Genomic DNA, 25,699 nt, shown 5'->3' with positions numbered 1-25,699 from the left:
AATCCAGCTGGGCAGCCGTCGTAATAGGAGTCGATTACCATAACTCAGCAAGTATTAGGAAATCACGGAACAATGCCATAGTAGATGACGGAAACCAATCGAATACGTACAATCCCATAGACAGATTTAATAATCTCTAATGAGAACAGATTTATGCAGCAAAGCCCCACCTGGAAGTGGCTCGCTATTCTGACTGCAGCCGTGCTGCTCTCAGGATGCAATGGTCCATGGAATGATCCAAACCCACCGACCAACCCGGAACAGGTCACCTATTTCGGCAGTTTTATTACCCGTCCCAAGCACCTCGACCCGGTACGCTCCTACAGCGCCGAAGAGGCGATGTTTATTGATCAGATTTATGATCCCCCTCTGCAGTACCACTTTCTGAAAAGGCCCTATGAACTGGAGCCGGCAACAGCTGCGACCATGCCTTCTCTGGAACTGCTGGATGAGCAACTGCAGCCTCTGCCAGAAGACAGCAAAGAAGCGGCTTTCAGCCGAATCACCATTCGCTTGAAGCCGGATTCCCGGTACCAGCCTCACCCGGCATTTGCTAAAGACGACAGCGGTAATCCTCTGTATGTTTTCAGTACCCCTGCTGAAGGAGAACAGTACAAGTTGCTTACTGATTTTCCGGCTACCGGAACACGCAACCTGACCGCTGATGATTATATTTATCAGATCAAGCGCATGGCGGACCCAGTCAATAAGTCTCCCCTGCTGGGGCTGATGTCTGGCTACATTATCGGCATGAAAGCGTTCGGGCAATGGGCCAAAAACAACCGACAGCCCGGAGAGTGGCTGGATCTGCGCCAGCAGGATATGGAAGGTCTTGAGAAAATTGATGATCTGACTTTTGCCATTCGAATTAAAGGCATCTATCCGCAGTTTCAATACTGGCTGGCCATGCATTTCTTCGCGCCTGTGCCCTGGGAGGCCGACCGTTTCTACCATAACCCGGGTTTTCCGGAAAAAAACCTGACGCTGGACTGGAACCCCATCGGTACCGGACCATTCATGATGACGGTTAACTCACCTAACCGGGAAATTGTTCTGGAGAGAAACCCTAATTACAGAAAGGACTTCTATCCATCAGAAGGCTCTGAGAATGACCTTGAGCGCGGCTATCTCGCCGATGCAGGAAAACCACTGCCGTTTATCGACAAAGCCGTTTATCGCTATGAAAAAGCGGCCACCTCCATGTGGAGCAAATTTGTCCAAGGCTATTATGACCGTTCGGGGGATGGCAACTCCAATATTAACAGTGCCACCTTTGACCGGGCCTTCACCACTGGCCCGGATGGGCTCGAACTGACGCCAGAACTGGCCAGCCGCGATATCGTTGTCGATGAAGAGGTCAGCCCGTCACTTTATTATATTGGCTTTAATATGGTGGATCCGGTGGTGGGTGGCTACAGCGAAGAGAAGCGTAAACTGCGTCAGGCCATCAGCATCGTGTATAACGATCAGGAGTATATCGATATCTTCCGCAATGGCATTGGCCAGGTTGCCCAGGGGCCCATACCGCCAGGGCTATTTGGCTATACCACCGGAAAAGAGGGTTTGAACCCCCATATCTTCGACTGGGATGAGGTTACACAGACAGCACGGAGAAAACCGGTTGAGTATGCAAAGAAACTGTTAGCAGAGGCTGGCTACCCCAATGGCCGTCATCGTGAAACCGGCAAGCCACTGATTCTTTATATGGATACGACGGCCGGAGACAGCAACCCACGATCCGACTGGATCAAAAAACAGCTGGCTAAAATCAATGTTCAGCTGGAGTTCAGAGCCACCGACTACACCCGCTTTAAAGAGAAGATGCGTCAGGGCAATACCCAGATGTTTGGCTGGGGCTGGCTGGCAGACTACCCCGATCCGGAAAACTTTCTGTTTCTACTGGACAGTCGACAGGGGCTGGTTAAATGTCAGTGCGATGGCAGTAACTCCACCAACTATGATAATCCTGAATATGACGGCCTTTATGACCGGATAAAAACACTGCCGAATGGGCCGGAAAGGCTTTCAGCCATCAATCGAATGCTGGCTATCGTCCAGAAAGACAGTCCCTGGATCTGGGGCTTTAATAACAAGGAGTATTACCTCTCCAATCAATGGGTTTATAACACCAAACGCCACGGGATCAGTCAGGCAACCCTGAAATACCTCCGTGTAGACCCGGATCTCCGGGCACAGAAACAGAAGGCGTGGAACCAACCGGTAATCTGGCCAATGTTTGCAGGTATTGGTTTGCTACTGATGATATTGATACCGGGTATCAGAGCTTATCGCCAGCGTCAGAAACTGACGATTGAAGACTAGCGCCTATTCATGGAGAGAAGGATATGTTCGCTTACATCATAAGAAGGCTCTGTTACGCCATTCCTATTTTGATCGGAGTGAATCTTCTGACGTTTATTCTGTTTTTTATCGTCAATACACCAGAAGATATGGCCAGGGCTCACCTGGGCGACAAATACGTCACCGAGCAGGCTATCCAGGAGTGGATTGCTGACAAGGGCTATGATCAGCCCCTGTTTTATAACCCTCAGGCCAGTGGTCTGGAGCAGTTGACCGGCACCATCTTCTTCGAGAAATCCGTCAAACTGTTCGCCTTTGACTTTGGCAACTCTGACGAAGGCCGGAATATCCGCTCCGATGTGGTGGATCGCATGGGCCCGAGCCTGGCTCTGGCTCTGCCCACCTTTATCATTGGCATCTGGGTGAATATCAGCGTTGCCCTGATGGTGTTGATGTTCCGGGGCAGCCGACTGGACCGATTTGCCGTTGCCGTCTTTGTGACCATGATGTCGGTGTCGTACCTGTTTTACATCGTGGTTGGCCAGTTCTTTATTGCCAAGGTTTCACGACTGGTGCCGGTATCCGGTTACAACGAAGGGGTTGATGGCTGGCGCTTTCTGATTCTGCCCATTGCCATTGGTGTGATTGCCGGTATAGGTGCCGGCGCCCGCTGGTACCGAACCCTGTTTATCGAAGCCTCCGGTCAGGACTTTGCCAGAACCGCCAGGGCAAAGGGAGTCAGTGAAGCCGGTGTTCTGTTTCGTCATGTACTTCCCAACGCCATGCTACCCATATTGACCGGTGTGGTGGTGGTGATCCCCTCACTGTTTATGGGCAGCCTGATCATGGAATCCTTCTTCAGTATTCCTGGTCTAGGCAGCTATCTGCTGGATGCCATACAGGCCCAGGACTTTGCCATTGTCAGGGCCATGGTATTCCTGGGGTCGGTGCTCTACATCATCGGTCTGATTCTTACCGATATTTCTTACACCTGGGCCGACCCCAGGGTTCGATTAAACTGATCAGAAAGGGATAAACGACACTATGGATTTCTCTATCGGATCAGATCTTTTTGGGTTCCACGTACTCTGGACCATCCTCTGGAGCGACGTACTGATCTTCTTCCTGGTGGGTGCCATCACCCTTTTCCTGCTCTCCCTCAGAAAGAACCCTGAAAACCGTCAGCGCTGGCGACAGGTGTTCTCTACACGACTGGGTATGAGTACCTTTGTGATCATCATGGCCTATATTGCCATTGCCCTGGTGGACTCCATTCATTTCCGCAAAGCACTGCCTGCGGTTGAAGGTCAGGGCAGCGAGCAGGTCTTTTACAGCAATACGGTGAACAGCCTGCTGGACCTGGCGTTGGGCGAGATGGGAGAGCGACACGAGCGAACCTACTCAGCCCCCTTTGCCCTGAAGTCCTGGAACAAAGAGAACCTGCTGCTGCCCGGTGGGGAAAGGGTCAGAGACTATCCGGTGCTGAAATACGGTGGCCAGCATCTGAAAAATGATGAAGATAAAAAACAGGACATTGCCCTTAACTCCCTGCTGGGTCTTGGCAAGGGGCTGGCTCTTGCCCTGCTATTGATAGGCCTGCACGCCCACTGGCTGAAGAAGAGGAACAAATCATCAGAGCCCACCCTGCCCTGGCGTGCAGGCTGGATCACGTTTGCCATCATCATGGCACTACTTGGCTGGCTGATCACCCTGGGCAATCTCTACCATGTGCTTGGAACCGACCAGGCCGGTAATGATACGTTATACGAAAGCCTGAAAGGCATTCGCACCGGTGTATTAATCGGTACGCTGGCAACACTGATCACCATGCCCATCGCCATTACTCTGGGCATTGCTGCAGGCTACTTCAAAGGGTGGATTGACGATGTGGTGCAGTATATTTATACGACACTGATCTCTATCCCCGGGCTTCTGCTGACTGCTGCCTCAGTGCTGCTATTTCAGGTCTGGATCAACAATAACCCGAACTTTTTTGAAGTCGGTCTGGAGAAGGCGGATGCCAAGTTTCTGGCCCTCTGTTTTATTCTCGGTATCACCAGCTGGACCAGTCTGTGCCGGCTGCTTCGGGCGGAGACCCTGAAAATCAGCCAGCTGGATTACGTTCAGGCCGCCCATGCCTTTGGGGTCAGTCATTTTCAGATTATCCGTCGCCATATCCTGCCCAACCTGAGCCACATTATTATTATCTCGTTTGTGCTGGACTTCAGTGCCCTGGTTCTGGCCGAAGCTGTACTCTCTTACATTGGTGTGGGTGTCGACCCCGCCATGGCCAGCTGGGGTAATATGATCAACATGGCCAGCACCGAACTGTCCCGGGAGCCCTCCATCTGGTGGAATCTGAGCGGAGCCTTTGTCCTGATGTTTGTGCTGGTGCTGTCGGTCAATCTGTTTTCTGACCTGGTGAACGACGCTTTTGATCCCAAAACCCAACTGGAGGCTGCATGATGAGTAAAGAATCAGTAGCCCTGTCTGTTGACCAGCTCAGTGTCAGTTTACGGCATTCGCCTTATACCCCGATTTTGAAAGAAGTCTCCTTTGAGCTGAGAAAAGGTGAAATCTATGCGCTGGTCGGGGAATCTGGCAGCGGTAAATCGGTAGCTGCCCTGTCGATACTGAGACTGCTGCCCGATGCACTGAAAATCACTCAGGGTCGCATAACACTGTCTGACACCAGTATTTTTGGCCTGACCGAACACGATATGTGTTCTATTCGCGGCAAGAAGGTTGCCATGATTTTTCAGGATGCCATGACGGCCCTGAACCCGGTGCATACGGTAGGCCAGCAGATCGAAGAAACTCTGAAGCTACACACCTCATTGAACAGTGACGAAATTCGAGATCGCTGCATTGAGTTATTAGGTGAGGTTGGGATCCCTGAGCCCGGGAAACGTATTGACTGGTATCCCCATCAGATGTCCGGTGGTCAGCAGCAACGGGTAATGATCGCCATGGCCCTGGCCTGCGAACCGGATGTGCTACTGGCCGATGAGCCTACTACCGCATTAGACGTCACGATTCAGAAACAGATTCTGGAGCTGGTACAAACCCTGGCCCGAAGCCACCAGCTGGCTGTACTAATGATCACTCATGATATGGGAGTCGTGCGACAGACCGCTGACCAGGTGGGCGTGATGTACCAGGGGGAGATTATTGAACAGGGCAGCTGTGCCGACTTCTTTGCCAACCCCAGGGAAGACTACAGCCGTCGATTAATCAACAGTCTTCCAGCCATGGATAGCTATCGGGCAGACACAGAGGAAGTTCCATTACTGAAAGTCGAAGACCTTGCTGTTCACTTCCCCGTTCGTAAAGGCCTTTTTCAACGAATACACAGCTACACTCGTGCCGTGGATGGTGTCAGCTTCACCATCGGCAAAGGTGAAACCCTGGCGTTAGTCGGAGAGTCCGGCTGCGGAAAAACCACCACTGGCCGTGCCATCCTTAACCTGGAATCCGTCACTTCTGGCAATATCTGGTACAACAACCAGCCATTAAACACCCTGTCCCGAAAAGAGATGATGCCACTACGGCGCAAAATCCAGGTGATCTTCCAGAACCCGTTCTCGTCCATGAACCCACGCATGACCGTCGGCAATATTATTGAAGAAGGTATGGTCAGCCTTGGCATGTCTCTGTCTGCCAGTGAGCGGCAGGAACGGATTGAAGCGCTGTTAACACGGGTCAAGCTGGAACCTGAACACCGGCTGCGATACCCTCACGAATTCTCCGGTGGCCAGCGCCAGCGCATTGCCATTGCCCGGGCACTGGCCGTAGAGCCCGACCTGATCATCTGCGATGAACCCACCAGCGCACTGGATGTGTCCATTCGAGCGGAAGTACTGGATTTACTGCTGGAGTTACAGAGTGAACTGCAGGTCTCTTATCTGTTTATTACCCATGATCTGTCCATTATTCCTCATATTGCTCACCGGGTTGCGGTGATGAAGGAAGGGGTAATTGTTGAGCAGGGAAAAGCGGAGGCTGTTTTAAGGTACCCTGAGCACAACTATACCAGACAGCTGCTGGCAGCGGTTCCCAGTGCCTGTTAAAGACAAAGGGCGAACGATGCGGTTCGCCCTTTTTACAAGCAAGATTCAGATCATTTAAGTCCCAACCACACCACCATCATCCTTGGTAATCAGCACCGTACTCGACCGAGGCCGTGTTTTTCCATCACTGGCCGGAAAGCTGATGGCCGGATGCTGGATATTAACCCACATGGCTTTACCATCAGGCGTAGTGGTCACACCGGTGATTTCACATCCCCTCGGGCCCGTCAGAAAGCGTTTCACTTCTGCGGTTACCGGATCACAGCAAAGCATCTGATTGGTGCCCATATTGATGTTACGTTCATCATCGTCCCCGTAATCGGTTTGAATCCAGAGGCGCCCCTGGTAATCGAACCAGATACCATCCGGCGAAGAGAAAATATCGCCTTTGATATCTCCCACCAGGTTTTCAGGTACAGAACTACCATCAGCCAGTGTCGCTCCGGGACGATCACCGGCCAGCAGGAAGATTTCCCAGTCAAAGTGGGTAGCCGTGGGATCAGAATTTTCCTCGGTAAAGCGAACGATCTGACCGTGGCGGTTATCTTCCCGCGGGTTAGCGGCATTGATTTCCTGATCCTCTTTTTTACCGCGGTGCTTATTGTTGGTCAGGGTGACATAGACTTCCCGGGTTTGTGGATGCACGGCAACCCATTCCGGACGGTCCATCGTGGTGGCCCCCAGAATATCCGCTGCCCGACGGGCGTGCACCAGCACATCGGCCTGACTGGTAAAACCATTCCGCCGGGTCAACCCGTTCTGACCAAACACCAGTGGCCGCCACTCACCACGGCCATCATCATGGAATACAGCAACATACAGTGTGCCATGATCCAGAATATCCCGGTTTGCCGCTGGATTACCGGGCTCATACGCCTGATCCGGCACAAACTTATAGACATATTCGCCACGGGTATCATCACCGAAATAGAACGCCATACGACGATCATCACCCAGTGAAAGCGTTGAACACTCCCTTACCAGTCGCCCCATGGAGGTGCGTTTTTTCGGGGTACTGTCCGGTGAAAATGGATCAATTTCCACTACCCAGCCAAAACGGTTGGGTTCATTAACATAACCACCATGAGCGGCATTGTGGTCTGGTGTAGCATTAAAACGGGGCTCTACTGACTCCCATGCATAGTAGTTACTGTTCTTATCCTGGGCCACACCATAACGATGATGAGCAGGGCGTTGCTCATAGTCTTCAGCATCACGGTTTACAAAGTAGTTCTTCCAGTTCTCTTCACAGGTGAGATAAGTCCCCCAGGGGGTAACCCCCATGGCGCAATTATTCAAAGTACCCAGTACCTGACGGCCAGCGGGGTCTGCAACGGTTTTCAGAAAATCCGTACCCGACACTTCACCGGTCAGGTCCATCGGCGTAAACCCCGTGATCCTGCGGTTATAGTCAGAATCGTTGACTTTCTGCCAGTGACCATTTGATTGTTTGCGGACTTCAAAAACACTGACGCCGTGAGCTGCCATCTCCTTTTTTACTTCATGTTCAGGCCGCTGCTTAAAGCCATGACTATCTTCAGTGATGGTCAGCCCATTGGGGTGGAGCGTAGGATTAATATACTCATGGTTCATCACCAGCAGACCATGCTCATCGGGCTTATCCGGAAATGGGAAAAACCAGATACCATCATGATTCTGGCCAGCCTGTTTCATCTGCTCCTGCCAGCTGTTGCTGCCATCTGGCCGCCAGGGGCTGGCTCCTTTTTCCACGGGATCTCCCCATGAAAAAAAGACGCTGGCCGTATAGCCTTCAGGCACATTGACGGCGTCGAACATCGGATCCTGTTCAACGGGAATTGGCTTAAACCCGATGTCTGGCTGCTGCAGGTGTCGAGCAACAATTCCGCGAACACTATTATGGTTCTGCCCGGCCGTGCCCAGACAACCGCCAAGAAAGCCAGCCATGGCAAGACCAAGTCCACCCTTCATAAAATTTCGTCGACTCTTTTCTACCACATCATCCAGAGTACTGTTACTGGAAATATTATCTGGCTGATCACCCAGTGCTTCCAGCTGCTCATGAAAATCACGATGGTTCTGTAATTGTGAAGATCCAGCTTTCATGAATATCCCTCATCGTTAAGTAAACGGATTTTTTATTGGAAGAATGATTTGCTGAGAGATTAGGCAATGGCTGTTACAGGTTTATTGCTATTAAGTTTCAATTGAATGAAAGAAGTGCTGTCAGAAAATGGTACAAACTGCGCAGAGAAAATCAGCCGGAGGGCTGCTATCTATTCGAGAAAGATAGATAGCAGCAGGATATTACCCACTCAGGAAGGTAATACTTCAAATGTTATATCAGCATCTTTTTCCAGACGCTCAATAAGCCGGTCACCAAACAACGTGGACGTTGTCCAGAATCCACCAACTTTCCCCGTCTTTTGCTGATTCTCATGAAAATCCAGAGCCAGCCCTGCAGCCACCTGCCCCAGCATTCTGGCATTGGAGCTGTACCCCGGATCACCCTGCCCAACAACACGGGTGCGGATTTCCTGACCGTCTGCGGTTTTGCCCAGAAACCGAATATCATAAAACCCGGCTTTCTGAGCATTGGGAGACGGGCCTTCTCCCGGTTTTGGCAAAACAAATCGTTCCATAAACCAGCGGGTTGGTTTGATCACCAGGGACAGCATGAAAAGCCCCAGCCCTGCGACAAGGAGAGTAGACCGCAAGCGACCTTTGAAGCCGCTCCCCATCAGCATGGCTTCGTTGTACCTGAACTCCTTTCCATAAGGGTATTCAGCCAATGCATTGGAGCGAAAAACAACCCGGCTATTAATCGCTGCCATGATGAATGGAGCCAGCCAGACACCAAAGCCTGCATCATAAGTCGGCGTCTGAACATCTTTCTGTTTGGCCTTCAAGTTGTCATTTTCAGGGCAGATCAGGTAAGGATTCGCCAACTGCCTTCGTAATCCAGGGTCTTTTGCTGCCTCACGGGTGATATTGATCATACTGGCCAGAGTTCCACCGGAAAGACCACCCTTTGCCGCTTTCACCCCCATGCTGATATCCGTACAGAATGAACCAAAAACCTCTTTCGCCTTTTTCTGGGTAAAGTACACGCCCATATCAGAAGGAATTGAGTCAAAGCCACTGCAATGGACAATTCTTGCACCACTTTTCTGTGCTGTGTCCTCATAACGGTCCAGCATCAATCGGATCCACTGCACTTCCCCAGTCAGGTCGCAGTAATCGGTCCCAGTTTCCGCACAAACTTTAATTAATGGTTCACCATATAGTGCGTAAGGGCCCACAGTCGAAACAATAACACTGGTTTGCTGGCACAACTCTCTGAGGGCGTTTTCATCAGCGGCATCAGCCACCAGCACTGACAAGCCCGGCTGTTGCAGTTGCAGTCTTAACTCATCCAGCTTGGTCTGAGAACGCCCAGCCATCGCCCAATTCAGAGATTCCTGATCATCACCGTTAAAAGTACCCACCAGGTACTGGCAGAGCAGCTGCCCTACAAAACTGGTCGCACCGAATACAATCACATCAAACTGGTTACTCATAGACTTTACTTATCTCTGAACTCTGTCGTTTTTATTGTTTTTTCATTAACAAAACCGTAACAAAGAGTAACCTGTTACAAATGTCAGGTACAGGTGTGATCTGAGAAATGATGAGTAGCGGAAAGGCGTTTAAATTAATAGTTTGAAAGCACGTTTTCCAGCCAATCACCAATAGGTGTTTCAACCAGCAACAGAGTCAGCGTTACAAGAAAAATAATGCCCCCCATTAGCCAAGTGTAGGTTTTTAAAACAGCTCGCTTACCATCGTCAGAAAAAGCAGAATAACTCACCCAGAAGACAGGTGTTAGAATGAAATAGATAGCATTCATAGCCAGAAGGTAAAATACTTCAACCGGCAGCCGTGACTTACCACCAAAAATAAAATACAGAGTATTGATTGAGACAATAATCAACAGAAAGAGCAGGATCATCTTATGGCTTTTTTTCATTGAGGGTAACTATTCAGCACCCAGCAAAGGCGTATTGTTGTAATTTCGAACCGCTTTAAGAAGCGCCTGAAATATGTTCAACCCCTGCTTTTTAGCAGATGATAAATAGCTTCGGATTCGGGTAAACATGGTACCTCCGTCTTCGCTTCTGAAGCAGCCTGAGATCTTCTGCTTAAGTTTGGCCATCCTGGCATCACGTTCACTGCCATTGTTATCGAAGGGAATTGAAAAGTCCGACATGAAGCGCAACGTTTCAACCTTAAACTCAATAAGCCTTTTGAACAGGTTGTAGGCCTTGGTATTCCTGACCTTCTTACGTCCAAGCACCTGTCGTTGTTTTTCCATATAAGCGGTTTCCTTCGTGAGAGCCCTTTGAAGGATTTGGTCGTATATCGTCTCAATGCGAAGCTGTATTGCACCAGGCATTTGAGTCAGACCGGCTGCTTTGTATTTCTTGCAGAAGTGCCAGGAGAGCGTAAGCAATTTCATCAGCCGCAGAGCCAGCTTATTCGCATCCCTATCGACAACTCCCTGAAGCTCTCTCAGATGATGGGCATTACAAAGCACATGCACTGCCGCATAGGCAAAGTAGGACTTCCAATGATCGTGAACCAGAATGCCTGCAAAAGTCAGCAGGATGCCCATTGCATCCATTGCTTCACAACCTCGCCTTTCTGAGAGGTAGTAAAGCGTCCATTGGTCATCTCGCATAATGTGTAACCACCACAGTGAACCGTCAACCCGCATGCCAGTTTCATCCGCTCCTGCAACCGGACTTTCTTGTAAAGCATCGCGGATACTCTGCTCAGTAGAGGCCAGGTTCTCATGGGTATAGGCAACAAAATTGGCAACAGAGCCTGCGCTGACACTCATGCAATAAATAGTATTGAAATACTCAGACACCCGGTGATATGGGATGAAGTGATACTGGTTTAAATGAACAGCCATTGCCTGAGTCACTTCTCCGTATTGAGCAGCGGCTTTCACTCCTTGGGGAAACTCAGCGGTGTTCCGTTTACCACAAGGACATACTTTAACGTCTGCCCAGTACGCGGTAACTTCAAATTCTCCGGGTCTACCTGGATCAAAAACCTGTCGCTCAATGTATTTGGTGGGTTTAATATCGATAAGCGAAGACTGGCAACAGCAACATTTTTCAACCTTCAGATGCCTGACATAATCGGGTAAGGCGACACGTCTCAAACAAGAGCCTTGATGACCTTTCTGGCCACCTGGTTTATTGCCTGAAGATGGTCTAAGGCTTTTGGGGTTCGGTGTTTCCTGTGAGGAGCAGGGGGCTTCTTTGGAAGATGTATCACCTTTATCACTCCCTTTTTTACTGGGCTTTTGATAACCATCTGACGATGGTGGCTTACTACTGTTTTGACTGTTTTTATTAACCCTTTCTTCCAGTTCGCTGCAACGTTCCCGTAAAAGCGCATTCTCGGTCCGAAGCTCTTCATTCTCTTTAAGGAGAGCTTCGGTAAACGGAGTAGCTGGGAAGTCTGGTTCCATACTGGAGATTTGTTAGAAAAATTGAGTATAAGATGATGGTCGAAAAATCAGAAAATTCCAGATTTATATGAAGGGTGCTGAATAGTTACCATTGAGGTTACTTTGTTTTCAGGGGATACAACTGACCGTTATTCAATGTCAGGGCATGATTGCAGAAACTGGCAAAAGACTTGCGGTTACTCAGAATGATCAGGCCTTTTTCAGTTTCCTCACAAAATGAACGAATTGACTGGATGAAATTGAGACTGTCTTCATCACTGAGAAACTCAAAAGGCTCATCCAATACCACAAGGTCTGCGTCCGTCAGAAAGACTCTGGCCAACATAAAGCGTTTCCGTTCACCAGATGACAGGGGAACAATGTCATTATTATCCACTACAAAATGCAGACCATCTTCAATCTGATTAATCTTTTCGGTCAGGTGAACTTTCTCCAGAGCATCGGCCACCTGTTCAGCCGTGATGGAAGTACGACCAAGGGTCAGGTTGTCATAGAGCGTACCACTGAAAAAACGGTAATATGATGGTGAAAAGTGGATATGACTGCGCACATCCCGATAATCAAAATGCTCTACATTCAGGTTGTTAACCAGCAAATGACCACTGGATGCGTCTTCAAGGCCAGCGAGAATGGCAAACAGGCTGGATTTTCCAGCCCCTGGGCGGCCATAAACATAGAGCGTATCTGGCAGGTTGAAATCAATATTAATCCCTTTTAATTGAAAATAGCGGTTATCTGCATAGGTAAACTCAATATCCTTCAGTTCAAGATGTTTGATTCGAGTCAGGCAGAAAGACGCACCACGCTCTTCAATAGGTATTTGGTAGAACTGGTTCAAGTTATCAAACAACATTCGAATGCGATTAATATTGAACAGCAAGTTGGTAATGGACGCGTTTGAGATGGATTTTGATGCCAGAAGCGAACAGGCCACCAGCTGTCCCATGGTCATCATCCCTTCAGCGACACGCCAGGCGCCATAACCGGTTACTGCAATCAATGATAGAAAAAGAATCAGCATTGAAATGTGATTGATATGAGCTGAGATAGAAAAGTAATGCCGATGATCCGGCCTTCTATGCTCTATAACATCAGTAAAGTATCGCTCCATACCCGCAAGTTTGATAAAAGGCAGCGATTGCATGATCTCATACTCAAACTTTCGTTTTCGCCCTTCAAACTCATAGCGATCATTAATGTATTTTTGAATCTTTGGCTGTAATACCAGATTAATTCCAATCACCAGAATAATGGCTATCAGCGGAATAGCCACCATAGCACCACCAAAATAGGCTATCAGTGCCAGAGAAAGAATCATGAATGGTGAATCAACCAATGCCAGTAAGTGGAGTGTCCCAAGCATCTGGCTCAGGGACTTACCATAGGTCACCAGCTGAGCCATGAAGGAGGCCGAATGGGGCATCGCTGATGGTTTCAGGTTACAAAGCCGGTAGGAAAACTCCCTTGCCAGCTCCACCTCAAGACGGAAGACCCGGTCACTGAGTAAATAGGAAAGAGCCGACCGGTTTACAAACCATATCAACACCAGGAAGACTGCAATCAGAATCAGTGATGAGAGTATCCCTACAAACCCACTGGGTAAGACCTTATCAAACACATTCATGTTGTAAAGAGGGACAACATACACCAGCAGATTGGTTATTAACCCGGTTAAAACCAGGTAAATTCCATCACGATCAGTAAGCTTTTTGAAAAACCAGGCCAGACTTTTATGCTCCGCGCCTGAAGTATCAGCTCTTGTCTCCAGCTTTTCGGTGCTGATGATCAGTATTGGATGCTCCATGCTGTGCTTGGAGCGGGTCCGGTTCATATCGCTGTTGTGACGAAGAATAATAATGTCGTGTTCGTGATCAAAGCAGAACAACAGGTGCTCTTCATCCAGCTCAACCAGTTCCAGGTTTTCAATTGAAGATATTTTGACAAGAAAACCGAGTTCTTCCAGATAGGACTTGGTTTTATAGATGTTGAGGTCAGTGGTTCTTCGCAGCTTGTTATTAATATAGGCGAGTCTGCTGTCCAGCGTATAGTGCTTGTTCAGATAGTCCAGCGCATTGCTCAAACTGGCTGCATTAACCAGACAGTCTTCACTGTTCATGTTCACAGTCCATTGCCTTTCAACAATGCCGGGGGTTACTCCTTAACCAGCAAATGAATACCACACCTCTTGGCTAAACAGCTCGCCCTACGATCCTTGCATATCATCCATCAATTCACTGAATCCCAGCTCAAAATAGTCCAAGCCCAACTCTATTAACTCCAAGCCCTGCAGTCCATCTCCTCCCTGGGGGGCTACCGGATCACCTTCAGGAATGCTGGCCTGATCAAAACCAAACGTCTGGCTACTGACCACTTCCCCGGAAGCATTCATTTCATGAAATACGACCTGAACTTCGTCAAGGGTCAGCGTTTCAAGGGGCTCGTTATTGATTGTAATGGAGATGTTCTGCGGAGTTACACCGCTACTGAAGTCAAACTCTCCCTGCCCAACCCTGACATCGTTATTAAATACTTCGTAATACAGTGTGTTACCGGTATCAACCATTTCTGCTTCATTATTTACAACGGCCAGAGTGAGAATTCCTTCAGTCTGACCGAAGGTTTCACCGGAAATCAGAGCATGCTGCCCCGGATCCCGTGGCAGCGCCGCAACCGATACCTGACCGGAGATCGCCACCTCATAAGCATGTTCACCACTGACGGTGCCGGGATAATCGAGAGCACTGCTGGCACTGCTTTCATCAAACCCATCATTCCCCAGAACAAGCTGGTAGTGGCCGGATGGTAAATCATCGAAGGTCAGAATCTGAGTCGCTTGACCATTGGCTGACATCAAACCACTGAACTGGCCTATTTCGACACCGACAGAGCCATTAGCGTCACTGTGAAGCAAACGTACACCGGCAGACCAATTGTTTCCATCGGCCGTATTTATCGAAACTGAAAGCGCCCCACCTTCGTGTTCCAATAACCACTGATCCAGAGAGGTAAACCCATTATTCTCAACGATCTGGCCAGTCAAATCAGTACCCAATGCGTTACCATCAACAATTTGGAACAAGCTGCTATCAATCGTCAGACTACCTGGTCCAGGTTCAGGGCCACTTACCACTATTTGAGTATTATCAATCGCGGTACCGTAGTTACCAGACCAATACTCGGTATCCTTACCACCATGCTCAACATAAATGTAGCGAACCCCAGTGCCATAACCACTGAACTGATGTGAAACTTCCTGCCATTGGCTGGAAGCCGTCAGAATACCCGTATCATAACTGTCGATGACCTCCTGTCCGGCTCCCCGCAATTCAACCTTAAAATAATATTGATCACTGGCATTGGATATTCCGAGAAACCACTCACTCGCAGAAACCTCTGGTGCAGTATCAAGAAAGTCTGCTGAAAAACCTTTGGCTTCCAGGTCTATCAATTGATACTTTCGACCCCAGTCATAAGAGGTAATAAAACTGTTAGTGCCTTCCTGACTGGCCCCTGAAATTCCCCAGCCACTGCCACCATTTGCCGTGATAGTCCACCCAGAAAAATCACCAGTGTCGGCCGATGGGTTGCTCACCAGATTTTCGCCTAAGGGCAGTATCGGCTCATTCTGGCCGGTAACATTAACCAGTACTGTCCCTAAATCCTGGTTACCCTGCAGATCAGCCACTGAGTAGGTAAATGAGACCTGCTCAGACTCTCCATCATTAAGTGGCTCAAAATCCGAACCGGTGACAAAGGTGTACTGTCCATCACTGTCAACCGTTACAAACCCTTTATCCGGACCTGAAAACAACTGATAAGTCAGTACATCACCACCATCAGCATCATAAGACTGCAACTGACCACTGGTGTAACCACTGTCCTCAGAAATGTTTAAGGTCTCATCGACAGCCTGGGGAGCTCTTGACAGAGAAATATCCAAAGAGCTGCTGGCAGTGGAAGAACCATTAGTAACGGTGTAGTCAAAATGGTCGACCAGCCCATCAAAGTCATAACGAACGGCTTCAACTTCCACATCGCTCAATGTCCGGTTATACACTCTGACATCATCAATACTGCCCTGGAAATACCCTCCGGTATGAGTACCATCATGGAAGATGTTCGTAGAGGGTGAGCCACCATCCTGGCTCGGTCCTCCAATGGAAATATCACCGGAGTGTCCTGACAGCCCCTCACCATAAACACTGCCACCAGCAAATGCCTGGCCATCTAGAAACGCAGTCATCTGCTGGTTTGTGCCATCCAGCACCAGTGCCACATGATGCCACTGGTCCGCCGATAATGAGCTGATATCCTGTGTTGCATAATCCCCAGACCAGCCGGTACTCTGATTATAAGCGCCTGCATAGAGTGTCTGGTTTTCCAGATAGATGACAATACCGTTAGAGCCAGCGCCCTCTTCATAAAGGATCTGCCGCCCCGTCAGATTATTCTCTGCATCAAACTGGAAAGCCAGACTCAGGGTGCGCTCATCCAGTATCGAGCTATTGACATTAATATCCGTAGAATCGCCAACCAGCACCTGGTCATCAATCCCGTCAAGCCTGACAGCAGAACCATTAAACCCATTCGCCTCAAGCATTGCGCCTGCGGTCAGCGTTGCTGTTTCCTGACCGACCCCAGTTGTTGCACTATCGGCAACGGCACCATTACTTGCCTGATCAAAGCGCCAGTGAGCAACCAGCGAGTCCTGCAACTGGCTGGATGTCACTGCAAGGGCAGCCTCGGAAATACCATCAGGTGTATAGCTCCAGTCCCCGGAGGGGTGCACCTGAAGAACACCATACTGCCCCTGAATAGAAGTGGTGCCAGCACCAGACACTGATAGACCATTCACAGATGCAACACTTAATGATGATTCTGGTGTCGTGGTTCCGGTTAACGCACCCGACTCTCCCACTAGAATGTGCTCAGCATCACTATCGAGCTGCGCAATGGCCGCATCACCACTTTTGGTAATTACGGTCAGGCTGCCTGCATTATCAGACCAGCCTTCACCATCACTGACCTTGAACTCTACCGTCATCTGTCCGCTAAACTCTGCCTCAGGGCGAAGGATCATGCGGCCACTTTCGATATCAGAACGACTTACAGATGCATTAAGAGCAACGACAGTATCAAAGCTGCCATCACCATTAGAATCCAGCAATATCTGACCATGTTCAGGCAGCTGTGTTACCTGTATGGCGTCAATCGCATCCTCAGGATCTGCCGCATCAGAAAACGGGAAATCATTGATCGTAAAGTGGTAGTCCGTATTTTCAGAACCAACCGTGAGACTATTGGAAGCCAGTGGAAGGTCATTCACGGAAATTACATTTACCGAGATGGTATCCGTTGTGCTTGCCGTTTCTCCGGTTGTGGCCTCAACAGAAACGGCTGTAACCGAGAATGTCATTTCACCGTTAAAATGCGGGGGGGGAGTGATTGTCAGTGAGTCCAGCTCGGTGGCGGTCAACGACCATGTCCCGTCCTGATGTTGCTGACCCGCAGACAGTACCGCACCGGCAGGTATCCCAGAAAAGGTCACGGTAAGCGATTCACTGCCATCGGTATCCACGAGAGCCGAAGCAACATCCAGGGAAATAGCAGTATCTTCCAGCCCAATAGCATCACTCGTAGAACCGGAAATGGAAAGATTAAAGTCATCAATTCCCCAGGACTCATTGTTCTTCGCCTCATCCAATGTTGAACCAAATCCAATGGTAACCTGACCTGCATTGGGGTCGACAGGAATCTTCAGGGTGTAGTGATGAGCCTGGTCAACCCAGTTCGTGGATACAACCGCCTGAAAACTTTCATCATGGACAACCTGACCGATGATATCACCCTGACTGTTGGTCAGTGTTTCGGTACCCGCAACATCTCCAGCATTGTTATAAATCTGATACGACCGAGAATGATAAAGCTGACCATCCACAAAGACCCGAAACTCTTCCCCATCCCACGAGTCGATTTCATAAAACGTAAAGTTGAGGGTCAGTTCATCAACCCCCTGAGGTACATCGTAGGTATTGGAGGTTCGCTGATTACCACTGGAACCTTCAAAACGGCCCAGCATATTCCCCGTGGCAAAGAGCCCCGTTCCAACCCACATCTGGGTCCAGCCCTCAGACCCACTGTCAAAGTGGTGATCTGCAATGGTTAAGTCATTATGGGTCGGTGTGATACTCAGACTCGGAGTATCAGCCACTGCAGTCAGGGTGATAGAAGCCTCTGCAGCAGATGAAGTCATGCCATCCGAGACATCAAACGAGAAGTCAGCCGTGCCGCTAAAGTGAGTATTCGGAGTAAAAGACCAGGTACCATTGCCATTATCAACGATCGATCCCTGTTCAGAAGTCAGATTCTGAACACTCAGTTGACCACCATCCACATCGGAGGCATTAGCCAGTAGAGCGGCCTCGGTAATTTCAATCAGACTGTCTTCACTGCTACTACCCAGAAGCACTGTATCACCCGACACAGGTGCATCGTTTGTACCCGTTATGGTCAGTGTAACTTCAGACTCTGAGACAGCCCCTTCATTATCGTTCATCACATAACGAATGGTGACCGTTTCGATCTCTCCCAGTGCCAGATCATCAAAATCCGTTCCAGGAGTAAACTGAAGCTGGTTATTAGAAACAGTAACAGTGCCCTGACCCACAACGGGGTTACCGTTAACATCAACAACGCTGACACCGCTTAAGGTGAAGTTAGCAGGCACATCATCGTGATCAACATCGGTATCGTTAGCCAGTACATCAATCAGCAGGGTTTGATTTTCTCCCCCCTCACCAGTATCAGCAACAGCAAAAGGAGTATCATTCTCACCATTGACGGTGATTTCTACCGTAGACGTAGATTGCGCTCCCTCATCGTCACTCATCACATACTGAACGGTGACCGATTCTGTATCACCGGAAGCAAGACCATCAAAGTCGGTTCCGGCATTAAACAACAGCTGGTTGCCACTGATGCTGGCACTTCCCTGCCCTGCAACTGGATCATTATTTCCATCCACGACTTGAACCGAGTCAAGACTGAAAATGGAAGCATCATCATTAACATCCACATCCGTGTCATTAGCCAGAACGTCCAGAAATAATGAACCATTCTCTGCCACATTACCGGTGTCCACCATTGCCACCGGAGCATCGTTAGTGCCTGTTATGGTGATGCTGACCGTGGAAACCGACTGGGCACCTTCATCGTCACTCATCACATAACGGACAGTCACCACCTGCTCCTGACCAGTCGCCAGAGATTGGAAGTCATTACCAGGATCAAAGAGCAGCTGATTATCAACGACTTCAACGCTTCCCTGACCACTGACTACGTCGCCGTTGTTGTCCACAATGGTTACACTATCAAGGCTGAAGTTCTGCACGCTGTCATTCACATCCACATCATTATCATTGGCCAGCAGGTCAAATAATAATGCGCCACTCTCACTGGCCGTCACTTCATCGGGTACAGCTTCCGGCTGATAGTTGAGAGGGTAGGTTGTTGACTGGGAATTGACAGGCTGGAACGTGCGGGAACTCTCTGTTGCTGACTTATCCGTATCCGATGCTGACTCCTCTTCAGTTTCTTCAGAGTCGGCCTCTTCTTCAGCATCTTCTGCTGCTATCGTTTCTGAACCTGAGGGATTGCCCGAGGCACCGATGTTCTCTGAATCACCGCTACTCCCCTCAGAGTCATCTTCTGATGATGGAGCTGAAACTTCAGGAGAAGGAGATCCGGTATTCGTGGTATTAGCAATACTGGGGCGGGCACCTTTGACTAATGCCGTTTTGTCACCTTGATCGCCTTCTTCTTCATCCTCACTGTCCGGCGCTTGTTCCCACTGACCTTCCAACTCTGCCAGAGCTTCTTCTCTCGCTTTGGACTCAGCCTCATGACTTTCACTAATCAGACCATCAGATGCCGCAAATACCGTCGCAGCCTGAACTGCTGCACCCACACTTTCACTGCCGGATGCAGAAGATTTAACCTGATTAGTATCACTCATTTGCGCCCCTCCATTTGTTGTAGTGACCGATTCAAGTCAGGGGCAACCCGAATCAGATATGACCAATCTCATGGAAGTGCTTGATCACGGGACTCATCAGATAACTGATCAGTGAGATTCTGCCCCGCTCAATGGTGCCATACAGCGTCATACCGTATTTCAGTGGATAGCGTTCATCCTTGTACTGCAGAAACCCTCGCTCTGGTAACACTTCCACCCGGTAGTAAAGCTCACTACCGGACTCCTCCAACCGGTCCACACTGATACGGCTGATCGTTCCATCGAGATAACCAAAAATAGTGTGGTCATAGGCGTCCAGACGCAATCTGACATCGGTATTGGCTTTGATCATCCCAATATCACTGGCTGAGACATTCAAAGTGATTTTGTAAGGCTGGGGGGTCTTTTCAATGATGTCGGCAAAGGTGTCTCCCTGGCTGATGAACTTGCCTTCCTGAGAAAAATTCACCTGACGAACAACACCGGAGACCGGTGCCCGCACATAGGAACGCTCTATGTAATGTTTATACAACCGGATGCTGTTAGTGACTTCCCGTAACTGCTCATCATAACGCTCTATTTCAAAAACAATGCGCTCTTCAAACTCTTTCTTAACTTTTAACAGGTCTTTGCGTGAACGGAGAACTTTCTGAGTGGAGTCCATGGTTTGCATGGAGCCTGCTGCTTTCTTTTCTACCAGTGACGTAATGGCCTGATTCTTCTGACTGTCAATGGCAACCAGCTCCTGCAGGTTTTTCAAGCTGTCGTGATAGTTATTACTGAGTAAAACAAACCTTTCAAGCTGCTTTTCCAGCTCTTGGCCATCAGCCAATGCCTGAAGCTGCTGCTCTTCTAACAAGGCATGAAGGATTTCCAGTTTCTTTTCAAGACGATGCTGCTTCTCAGTAAAAATATCCAGATTGATCTTCTGCTCTTCATTATCCAGCTCGACGAGAATGTCCCCTTCTTCAACAAAGTCGCCTTCAGAAACATAAATATTTTGAATGATGCCATCATCAGAAAAATCAGCATGAGCGGGTGCTGAATAGGAGGATACTTCCCCATCCGCACGGGTGAATACTTCAACTTGAACAAAGCTGCTGATCAACAACAGCGTTGAAAAGAGAAAACCACTGATTATAAGTCCATTTTTGGCATCCATACGAATTCACTTCCTGGTAAATTCTTAAGAGTAATCAACGCATCCTAGCTTTTCCTTCACCGAGAATCAGACAAAAGTCTAATTTTTAAAAACTTTTAAAAATAAAAAATAAAAAATATATAGCTAAAATATGGTAAAGCTCGTAAAATGTTTAATTATCAGCTAGTTGAAAACTCTATCAAACTATCCACTAAGTATAGTTGTTCACCGCATTTCCAATATATGAGAGTGTATAGCGCAAATACTCTCAACAATGATTCGATAGCAGCACTTCATTTTCCTTAACTCCGAGTTCGAGCGGATGACCATAGGAAAGCCCCTCCAGCCAGGGAGCCAGTACTTCTATAATGCTCGAATCATGATAATGGCCGGGTTTGGTTTCAGGGTGAGGATAATAAACCCAGCCAGCCACTACCCGCTTCCCAGCCAGCAAGATACAGCGGGAAAAAGAGAACGTTTCCTGCCCCCCCTGCCAGGAAAGCTTGGAAAATGTGTACTCAGGGGAGACCAACTTAAACGTACTGGGAGCGATGCAAAGGTTCAACGTCCCATTATAACAATCAGACAGGTCGAGCCCTGCCCCAAGAAAAGCCGGCTTCTGCAGCCGGATTGATCCTCCCGGAAAAAGGCAATCAGGAGCCTTTCCAGAAGCAACCCTATAGCCCCTGACCAATGTGGCAGAAAGGCATACTAAACCTTGAAAGCGCTTCATCGTCTAATTGAGCAAATAGCAGGAAGTTATCTCTGCAGACGCCTTAATCAGAAGGCAAGCATTGCATGAGTCTCATGAAAGTATACTGCCCCTTCCCAATAACCTCACACTGCCCAGAAGCATGTCTATAAATAATTGGTAAAATACATATACTTGGGCCAATGGGAAATTTTCTGAACAGGCTGAGAGCTCATAAACCGTCTCCCACCTGCTCAATATCTCTCAGAGAAAAGATATCATGGATCTGATCATGAACGAGGAGAATCCCCCAAAATCACCAATAAAAAAATTAAAACCAAAATTAAAAATTGAAGACAATTTTCACCTCCTGTAATTAGCCATTGCGAAATTTACCGGGTAATGGACAAGAGCTAATTCTGAAGGTTCAATAGGAACGTAAAATAATAAACGTCGACTCACTTTCACTGAAAGAAAACAGGATAAAAATGGTGTATAACCCTACTCCAGCAAAGATGAATACGTGACGGTCAAAAATGTTACAATTCATACAAACGATGGGACTATTACTTACTAAATCATCCACCACTAACCAATAAAAGAGAGCGCCATTGATGGCCAGCCAGTCGTTCACTAAAAAAAGGCTGACATCGACTTTTGGTTTTACTCAGACCATCCTATCTTTACCTGATCAGAGGCTTTGTATCGTCACCCTAAAATTCATCTGGCGAATATTGTAAGCATTATTCCATATGGATCATGTCAGAAGTGGAGTTCTTCGAAAAGCATCTATGCTGCTTAAGACTCCATTTTGAATGCACAAGTTCTATGTGAGGAGCTGAGCCAATACTTCTTTGAACAGGAGGCAGTGAAGAATGAGTGAAGTCTTATCTCGTAGTGTGCCCGTGGTCCCACACCACAGTGTATTTTTGATCATTGATGTACAACATTTCAGCTGTAGCCCAGAGGGGGGAGAGTTCGCTGGCAGGGGTGCAAGAGAAATGGAAGCCTTTAACCTTTACTTCAAACAGCTTTCAACGTTGGTCTTACCAAACGTAAAGCGCCTGCAGACGGCCTGTCGAGAAGCCAGTATTGAAGTCATGTTTACCGTTATTGAAAGTCTCACTCTGGATGGCAGAGATCGGGGGCTTGATTACAAGATGTAACTATTCAGCACCCTTCATATAAATCTGGAATTTTCTGATTTTTCGACCATCATCTTATACTCAATTTTTCTAACAAATCTCCAGTATGGAACCAGACTTCCCAGCTACTCCGTTTACCGAAGCTCTCCTTAAAGAGAATGAAGAGCTTCGGACCGAGAATGCGCTTTTACGGGAACGTTGCAGCGAACTGGAAGAAAGGGTTAATAAAAACAGTCAAAACAGTAGTAAGCCACCATCGTCAGATGGTTATCAAAAGCCCAGTAAAAAAGGGAGTGATAAAGGTGATACATCTTCCAAAGAAGCCCCCTGCTCCTCACAGGAAACACCGAACCCCAAAAGCCTTAGACCATCTTCAGGCAATAAACCAGGTGGCCAGAAAGGTCATCAAGGCTCTTGTTTGAGACGTGTCGCCTTACCCGATTATGTCAGGCATCTGAAGGTTGAAAAATGTTGCTGTTGCCAGTCTTCGCTTATCGATATTAAACCCACCAAATACATTGAGCGACAGGTTTTTGATCCAGGTAGACCCGGAGAATTTGAAGTTACCGCGTACTGGGCAGACGTTAAAGTATGTCCTTGTGGTAAACGGAACACCGCTGAGTTTCCCCAAGGAGTGAAAGCCGCTGCTCAATACGGAGAAGTGACTCAGGCAATGGCTGTTCATTTAAACCAGTATCACTTCATCCCATATCACCGGGTGTCTGAGTATTTCAATACTATTTATTGCATGAGTGTCAGCGCAGGCTCTGTTGCCAATTTTGTTGCCTATACCCATGAGAACCTGGCCTCTACTGAGCAGAGTATCCGCGATGCTTTACAAGAAAGTCCGGTTGCAGGAGCGGATGAAACTGGCATGCGGGTTGACGGTTCACTGTGGTGGTTACACATTATGCGAGATGACCAATGGACGCTTTACTACCTCTCAGAAAGGCGAGGTTGTGAAGCAATGGATGCAATGGGCATCCTGCTGACTTTTGCAGGCATTCTGGTTCACGATCATTGGAAGTCCTACTTTGCCTATGCGGCAGTGCATGTGCTTTGTAATGCCCATCATCTGAGAGAGCTTCAGGGAGTTGTCGATAGGGATGCGAATAAGCTGGCTCTGCGGCTGATGAAATTGCTTACGCTCTCCTGGCACTTCTGCAAGAAATACAAAGCAGCCGGTCTGACTCAAATGCCTGGTGCAATACAGCTTCGCATTGAGACGATATACGACCAAATCCTTCAAAGGGCTCTCACGAAGGAAACCGCTTATATGGAAAAACAACGACAGGTGCTTGGACGTAAGAAGGTCAGGAATACCAAGGCCTACAACCTGTTCAAAAGGCTTATTGAGTTTAAGGTTGAAACGTTGCGCTTCATGTCGGACTTTTCAATTCCCTTCGATAACAATGGCAGTGAACGTGATGCCAGGATGGCCAAACTTAAGCAGAAGATCTCAGGCTGCTTCAGAAGCGAAGACGGAGGTACCATGTTTACCCGAATCCGAAGCTATTTATCATCTGCTAAAAAGCAGGGGTTGAACATATTTCAGGCGCTTCTTAAAGCGGTTCGAAATTACAACAATACGCCTTTGCTGGGTGCTGAATAGTTACTACAAGATTACCGGATTCAATGTCCCCAAAGGCTCAAAAGACGCCCAGGTGATCAACGCAGTAGCACCCGTTGGCGATGAAATCGTAATCCCGAAAACGTCATCCAGCGTCTTTATCTCGACCAATATCGACTACATTTTGCGCAATTTGAGCTGCAAGCATTTAATCATAGCTGGTGTGTTGACGGACCAATGTATTGAAAGTGCCGTTCGTGATGCCTGTGACCTGAACTACCTGGTAACCCTGGTAACTGATGCCTGTGCTACCTTCACCGAAGCCAGACACCGCAACTCTCTGGAGGCAATTAAAGGTTACTGTCGCCAATGCTCTACCAACGAACTGCTAGAAGAAATTAATTCAGAGAAATAAGCAGTATCAAATCAATATATCATTATGACAATGACCTATTTTTGAAAAAACTATACCTAATAGAGAGCAATCTAAATAAAAGCTTTGAGTGCATAGCATCAGATGCTGGAAGGCTATTTATCGTGATAAATTTCAACTGATATATCAAGCCATGAAAATTCGATGTTTTATTTAATGAAAACCGATTAAATCTGCCCTCCCTGAACAAGCAATTAAAAAAAACGCATATCGATTTAAACACAACATTTAACAAACCATAACAAACAAAAAAACTAATAAAATCAATAAACTAAAAATATAAAGCCTCTCAATAAGAAAACTCTCTCGATCAAAATTGAAAAAAAGGCATCAATTACCGATAACAAAACTATGAAACATCCGACCACAGGAATAGCAGGAATATGCAACCTTCAAAAACCGTACACATCTTTGATGAACACAACACATTAAAATACTACTTCAATAATATGGAACGGACATTCAACCCCCTAAGAAGTGACACAAAAATACAATCTATAAAAAAATGGTATAACCGAAAAATTAATAACGAAGAATATTTAGTATTGGAGGATTACTGCCACTCATTAATGAAAATAATGTACAATCAAATCAACCTAGGACAAGAAAACCCTCTTGATCCAAATATATCCAAAGCAGATAAAATCAGACAATTTATAAAAGAGATAGATAAAAAAATAGAAACCACTTCCAAAATTGAATAGTGCCAGTCATACAATCAGTTAAAAAATCGAATTTAGGGGAGTATGAAAATTGAATAATATTCTGAGTCTAAAAAACATAGGTTCAATATGGAGGGGGTGAATAAGCAACTTAGCCTTTACTGCCAAT

15 protein-coding genes are annotated in these 25,699 nt (G+C 47.8%); 8 read left to right on the top strand and 7 right to left on the bottom strand.

Annotated features, from left to right (window positions below; translation table 11 throughout):
- The first annotated feature begins 153 nt into the window (after positions 1 to 153).
- Genes ACOCLE_RS06015 through ACOCLE_RS06000 form a run of 4 tightly spaced genes read left to right on the top strand, consistent with a single transcriptional unit; the run spans position 154 to position 6,371 of the window.
- Complete coding sequence (locus ACOCLE_RS06015; protein ID WP_419535932.1) at positions 154 to 2,322, top strand: ABC transporter substrate-binding protein; 2,169 nt, start codon at positions 154 to 156, stop codon at positions 2,320 to 2,322.
- A gap of 23 nt (positions 2,323 to 2,345) precedes the next feature.
- Positions 2,346 to 3,323 (top strand): ABC transporter permease, encoded by a 978-nt coding sequence (locus ACOCLE_RS06010; protein ID WP_419535931.1) that lies wholly within the window; start codon positions 2,346 to 2,348, stop codon positions 3,321 to 3,323.
- 22 nt (positions 3,324 to 3,345) lie between these two features.
- On the top strand, positions 3,346 to 4,767 hold the full coding sequence (locus ACOCLE_RS06005) for an ABC transporter permease (protein ID WP_419535930.1): 1,422 nt from the start codon (positions 3,346 to 3,348) through the stop codon (positions 4,765 to 4,767).
- Positions 4,767 to 6,371: an ABC transporter ATP-binding protein gene (locus ACOCLE_RS06000; RefSeq protein ID WP_419535929.1), complete on the top strand. Its 1,605-nt coding sequence runs from the start codon at positions 4,767 to 4,769 to the stop codon at positions 6,369 to 6,371. Before ACOCLE_RS06005 ends, ACOCLE_RS06000 begins: the two co-directional genes overlap by 1 nt.
- Positions 6,372 to 6,425: 54 nt before the next feature.
- Here ACOCLE_RS06000 and ACOCLE_RS05995 read toward each other — a convergent pair whose 3' ends face one another.
- The 7 genes from ACOCLE_RS05995 to ACOCLE_RS05965 all read right to left on the bottom strand — a co-directional run bounded on the left by ACOCLE_RS05995 (position 6,426) and on the right by ACOCLE_RS05965 (position 21,050).
- The gene (locus tag ACOCLE_RS05995; RefSeq protein ID WP_419535928.1) at positions 6,426 to 8,456 is read right to left on the bottom strand and encodes a PhoX family protein; all 2,031 of its coding nucleotides are present in this window, start codon (positions 8,454 to 8,456) and stop codon (positions 6,426 to 6,428) included.
- A gap of 209 nt (positions 8,457 to 8,665) precedes the next feature.
- The gene (locus tag ACOCLE_RS05990) at positions 8,666 to 9,910 is read right to left on the bottom strand and encodes a saccharopine dehydrogenase family protein (RefSeq protein ID WP_419535927.1); all 1,245 of its coding nucleotides are present in this window, start codon (positions 9,908 to 9,910) and stop codon (positions 8,666 to 8,668) included.
- Between the two features lie 134 nt (positions 9,911 to 10,044).
- Positions 10,045 to 10,359, bottom strand: a complete 315-nt coding sequence (locus ACOCLE_RS05985; RefSeq protein WP_419535926.1) for a hypothetical protein — start codon at positions 10,357 to 10,359, stop codon at positions 10,045 to 10,047.
- Between the two features lie 9 nt (positions 10,360 to 10,368).
- Positions 10,369 to 11,874: an IS66 family transposase gene (gene tnpC, locus ACOCLE_RS05980; RefSeq protein WP_419532963.1), complete on the bottom strand. Its 1,506-nt coding sequence runs from the start codon at positions 11,872 to 11,874 to the stop codon at positions 10,369 to 10,371.
- Positions 11,875 to 11,971: 97 nt separating this feature from the next.
- Entirely contained in the window at positions 11,972 to 13,990 is a 2,019-nt protein-coding gene (locus ACOCLE_RS05975; protein ID WP_419535925.1) for an ATP-binding cassette domain-containing protein, read from the bottom strand.
- Between the two features lie 87 nt (positions 13,991 to 14,077).
- Positions 14,078 to 19,888 (bottom strand): tandem-95 repeat protein, encoded by a 5,811-nt coding sequence (locus ACOCLE_RS05970; RefSeq protein WP_419535924.1) that lies wholly within the window; start codon positions 19,886 to 19,888, stop codon positions 14,078 to 14,080.
- Between the two features lie 52 nt (positions 19,889 to 19,940).
- Positions 19,941 to 21,050: an HlyD family efflux transporter periplasmic adaptor subunit gene (locus ACOCLE_RS05965; protein ID WP_419535923.1), complete on the bottom strand. Its 1,110-nt coding sequence runs from the start codon at positions 21,048 to 21,050 to the stop codon at positions 19,941 to 19,943.
- Between the two features lie 1,671 nt (positions 21,051 to 22,721).
- Here ACOCLE_RS05965 and ACOCLE_RS05960 point away from each other — a divergent pair.
- The 4 genes from ACOCLE_RS05960 (at position 22,722) to ACOCLE_RS05945 (ending at position 25,572) form a co-directional block, all read left to right on the top strand.
- Positions 22,722 to 22,886 carry a hypothetical protein gene (locus tag ACOCLE_RS05960; RefSeq protein ID WP_419535922.1) on the top strand — a complete coding sequence of 55 codons (165 nt, stop codon included), beginning with the start codon at positions 22,722 to 22,724 and terminating at the stop codon, positions 22,884 to 22,886.
- A gap of 85 nt (positions 22,887 to 22,971) precedes the next feature.
- A complete protein-coding gene (gene tnpC / locus ACOCLE_RS05955) occupies positions 22,972 to 24,477 on the top strand; it encodes an IS66 family transposase (protein ID WP_419532963.1) in 1,506 nt (501 codons plus the stop codon).
- Entirely contained in the window at positions 24,467 to 24,850 is a 384-nt protein-coding gene (locus tag ACOCLE_RS05950) for an isochorismatase family cysteine hydrolase (protein WP_419535921.1), read from the top strand. The genes tnpC (ACOCLE_RS05955) and ACOCLE_RS05950 overlap by 11 nt, the downstream gene beginning before the upstream one ends.
- A gap of 401 nt (positions 24,851 to 25,251) precedes the next feature.
- Positions 25,252 to 25,572 (top strand): hypothetical protein, encoded by a 321-nt coding sequence (locus ACOCLE_RS05945; protein ID WP_419535920.1) that lies wholly within the window; start codon positions 25,252 to 25,254, stop codon positions 25,570 to 25,572.
- Positions 25,573 to 25,699: the final 127 nt, after the last annotated feature.

This window comes from Endozoicomonas sp. (assembly GCF_965196975.1).
Lineage (GTDB): Bacteria > Pseudomonadota > Gammaproteobacteria > Pseudomonadales > Endozoicomonadaceae > Endozoicomonas.
The sequence above is the reverse complement of the archived record's forward strand: the minus strand, read 5'-3'. Positions and strand labels throughout refer to the sequence as shown.

What these genes read in the sequence shown, in the direction of transcription:
- ACOCLE_RS06005 (WP_419535930.1), top strand. Translation starts at nt 3,346, where the DNA reads ATGGATTTCTCTATCGGATCAGATCTTTTTGGGTTCCACGTACTCTGG.
- ACOCLE_RS05975 (WP_419535925.1), bottom strand. Translation starts at nt 13,990, where the DNA reads ATGAACAGTGAAGACTGTCTGGTTAATGCAGCCAGTTTGAGCAATGCG.
- ACOCLE_RS05990 (WP_419535927.1), bottom strand. Translation starts at nt 9,910, where the DNA reads ATGAGTAACCAGTTTGATGTGATTGTATTCGGTGCGACCAGTTTTGTA.
- ACOCLE_RS06010 (WP_419535931.1), top strand. Translation starts at nt 2,346, where the DNA reads ATGTTCGCTTACATCATAAGAAGGCTCTGTTACGCCATTCCTATTTTG.
- ACOCLE_RS05945 (WP_419535920.1), top strand. Translation starts at nt 25,252, where the DNA reads ATGCAACCTTCAAAAACCGTACACATCTTTGATGAACACAACACATTA.
- ACOCLE_RS06000 (WP_419535929.1), top strand. Translation starts at nt 4,767, where the DNA reads ATGAGTAAAGAATCAGTAGCCCTGTCTGTTGACCAGCTCAGTGTCAGT.
- ACOCLE_RS05970 (WP_419535924.1), bottom strand. Translation starts at nt 19,888, where the DNA reads ATGAGTGATACTAATCAGGTTAAATCTTCTGCATCCGGCAGTGAAAGT.
- ACOCLE_RS05985 (WP_419535926.1), bottom strand. Translation starts at nt 10,359, where the DNA reads ATGAAAAAAAGCCATAAGATGATCCTGCTCTTTCTGTTGATTATTGTC.
- ACOCLE_RS05995 (WP_419535928.1), bottom strand. Translation starts at nt 8,456, where the DNA reads ATGAAAGCTGGATCTTCACAATTACAGAACCATCGTGATTTTCATGAG.
- ACOCLE_RS05960 (WP_419535922.1), top strand. Translation starts at nt 22,722, where the DNA reads ATGGAAGCCTTTAACCTTTACTTCAAACAGCTTTCAACGTTGGTCTTA.
- tnpC (WP_419532963.1), bottom strand. Translation starts at nt 11,874, where the DNA reads ATGGAACCAGACTTCCCAGCTACTCCGTTTACCGAAGCTCTCCTTAAA.
- tnpC (WP_419532963.1), top strand. Translation starts at nt 22,972, where the DNA reads ATGGAACCAGACTTCCCAGCTACTCCGTTTACCGAAGCTCTCCTTAAA.
- ACOCLE_RS06015 (WP_419535932.1), top strand. Translation starts at nt 154, where the DNA reads ATGCAGCAAAGCCCCACCTGGAAGTGGCTCGCTATTCTGACTGCAGCC.
- ACOCLE_RS05965 (WP_419535923.1), bottom strand. Translation starts at nt 21,050, where the DNA reads ATGGATGCCAAAAATGGACTTATAATCAGTGGTTTTCTCTTTTCAACG.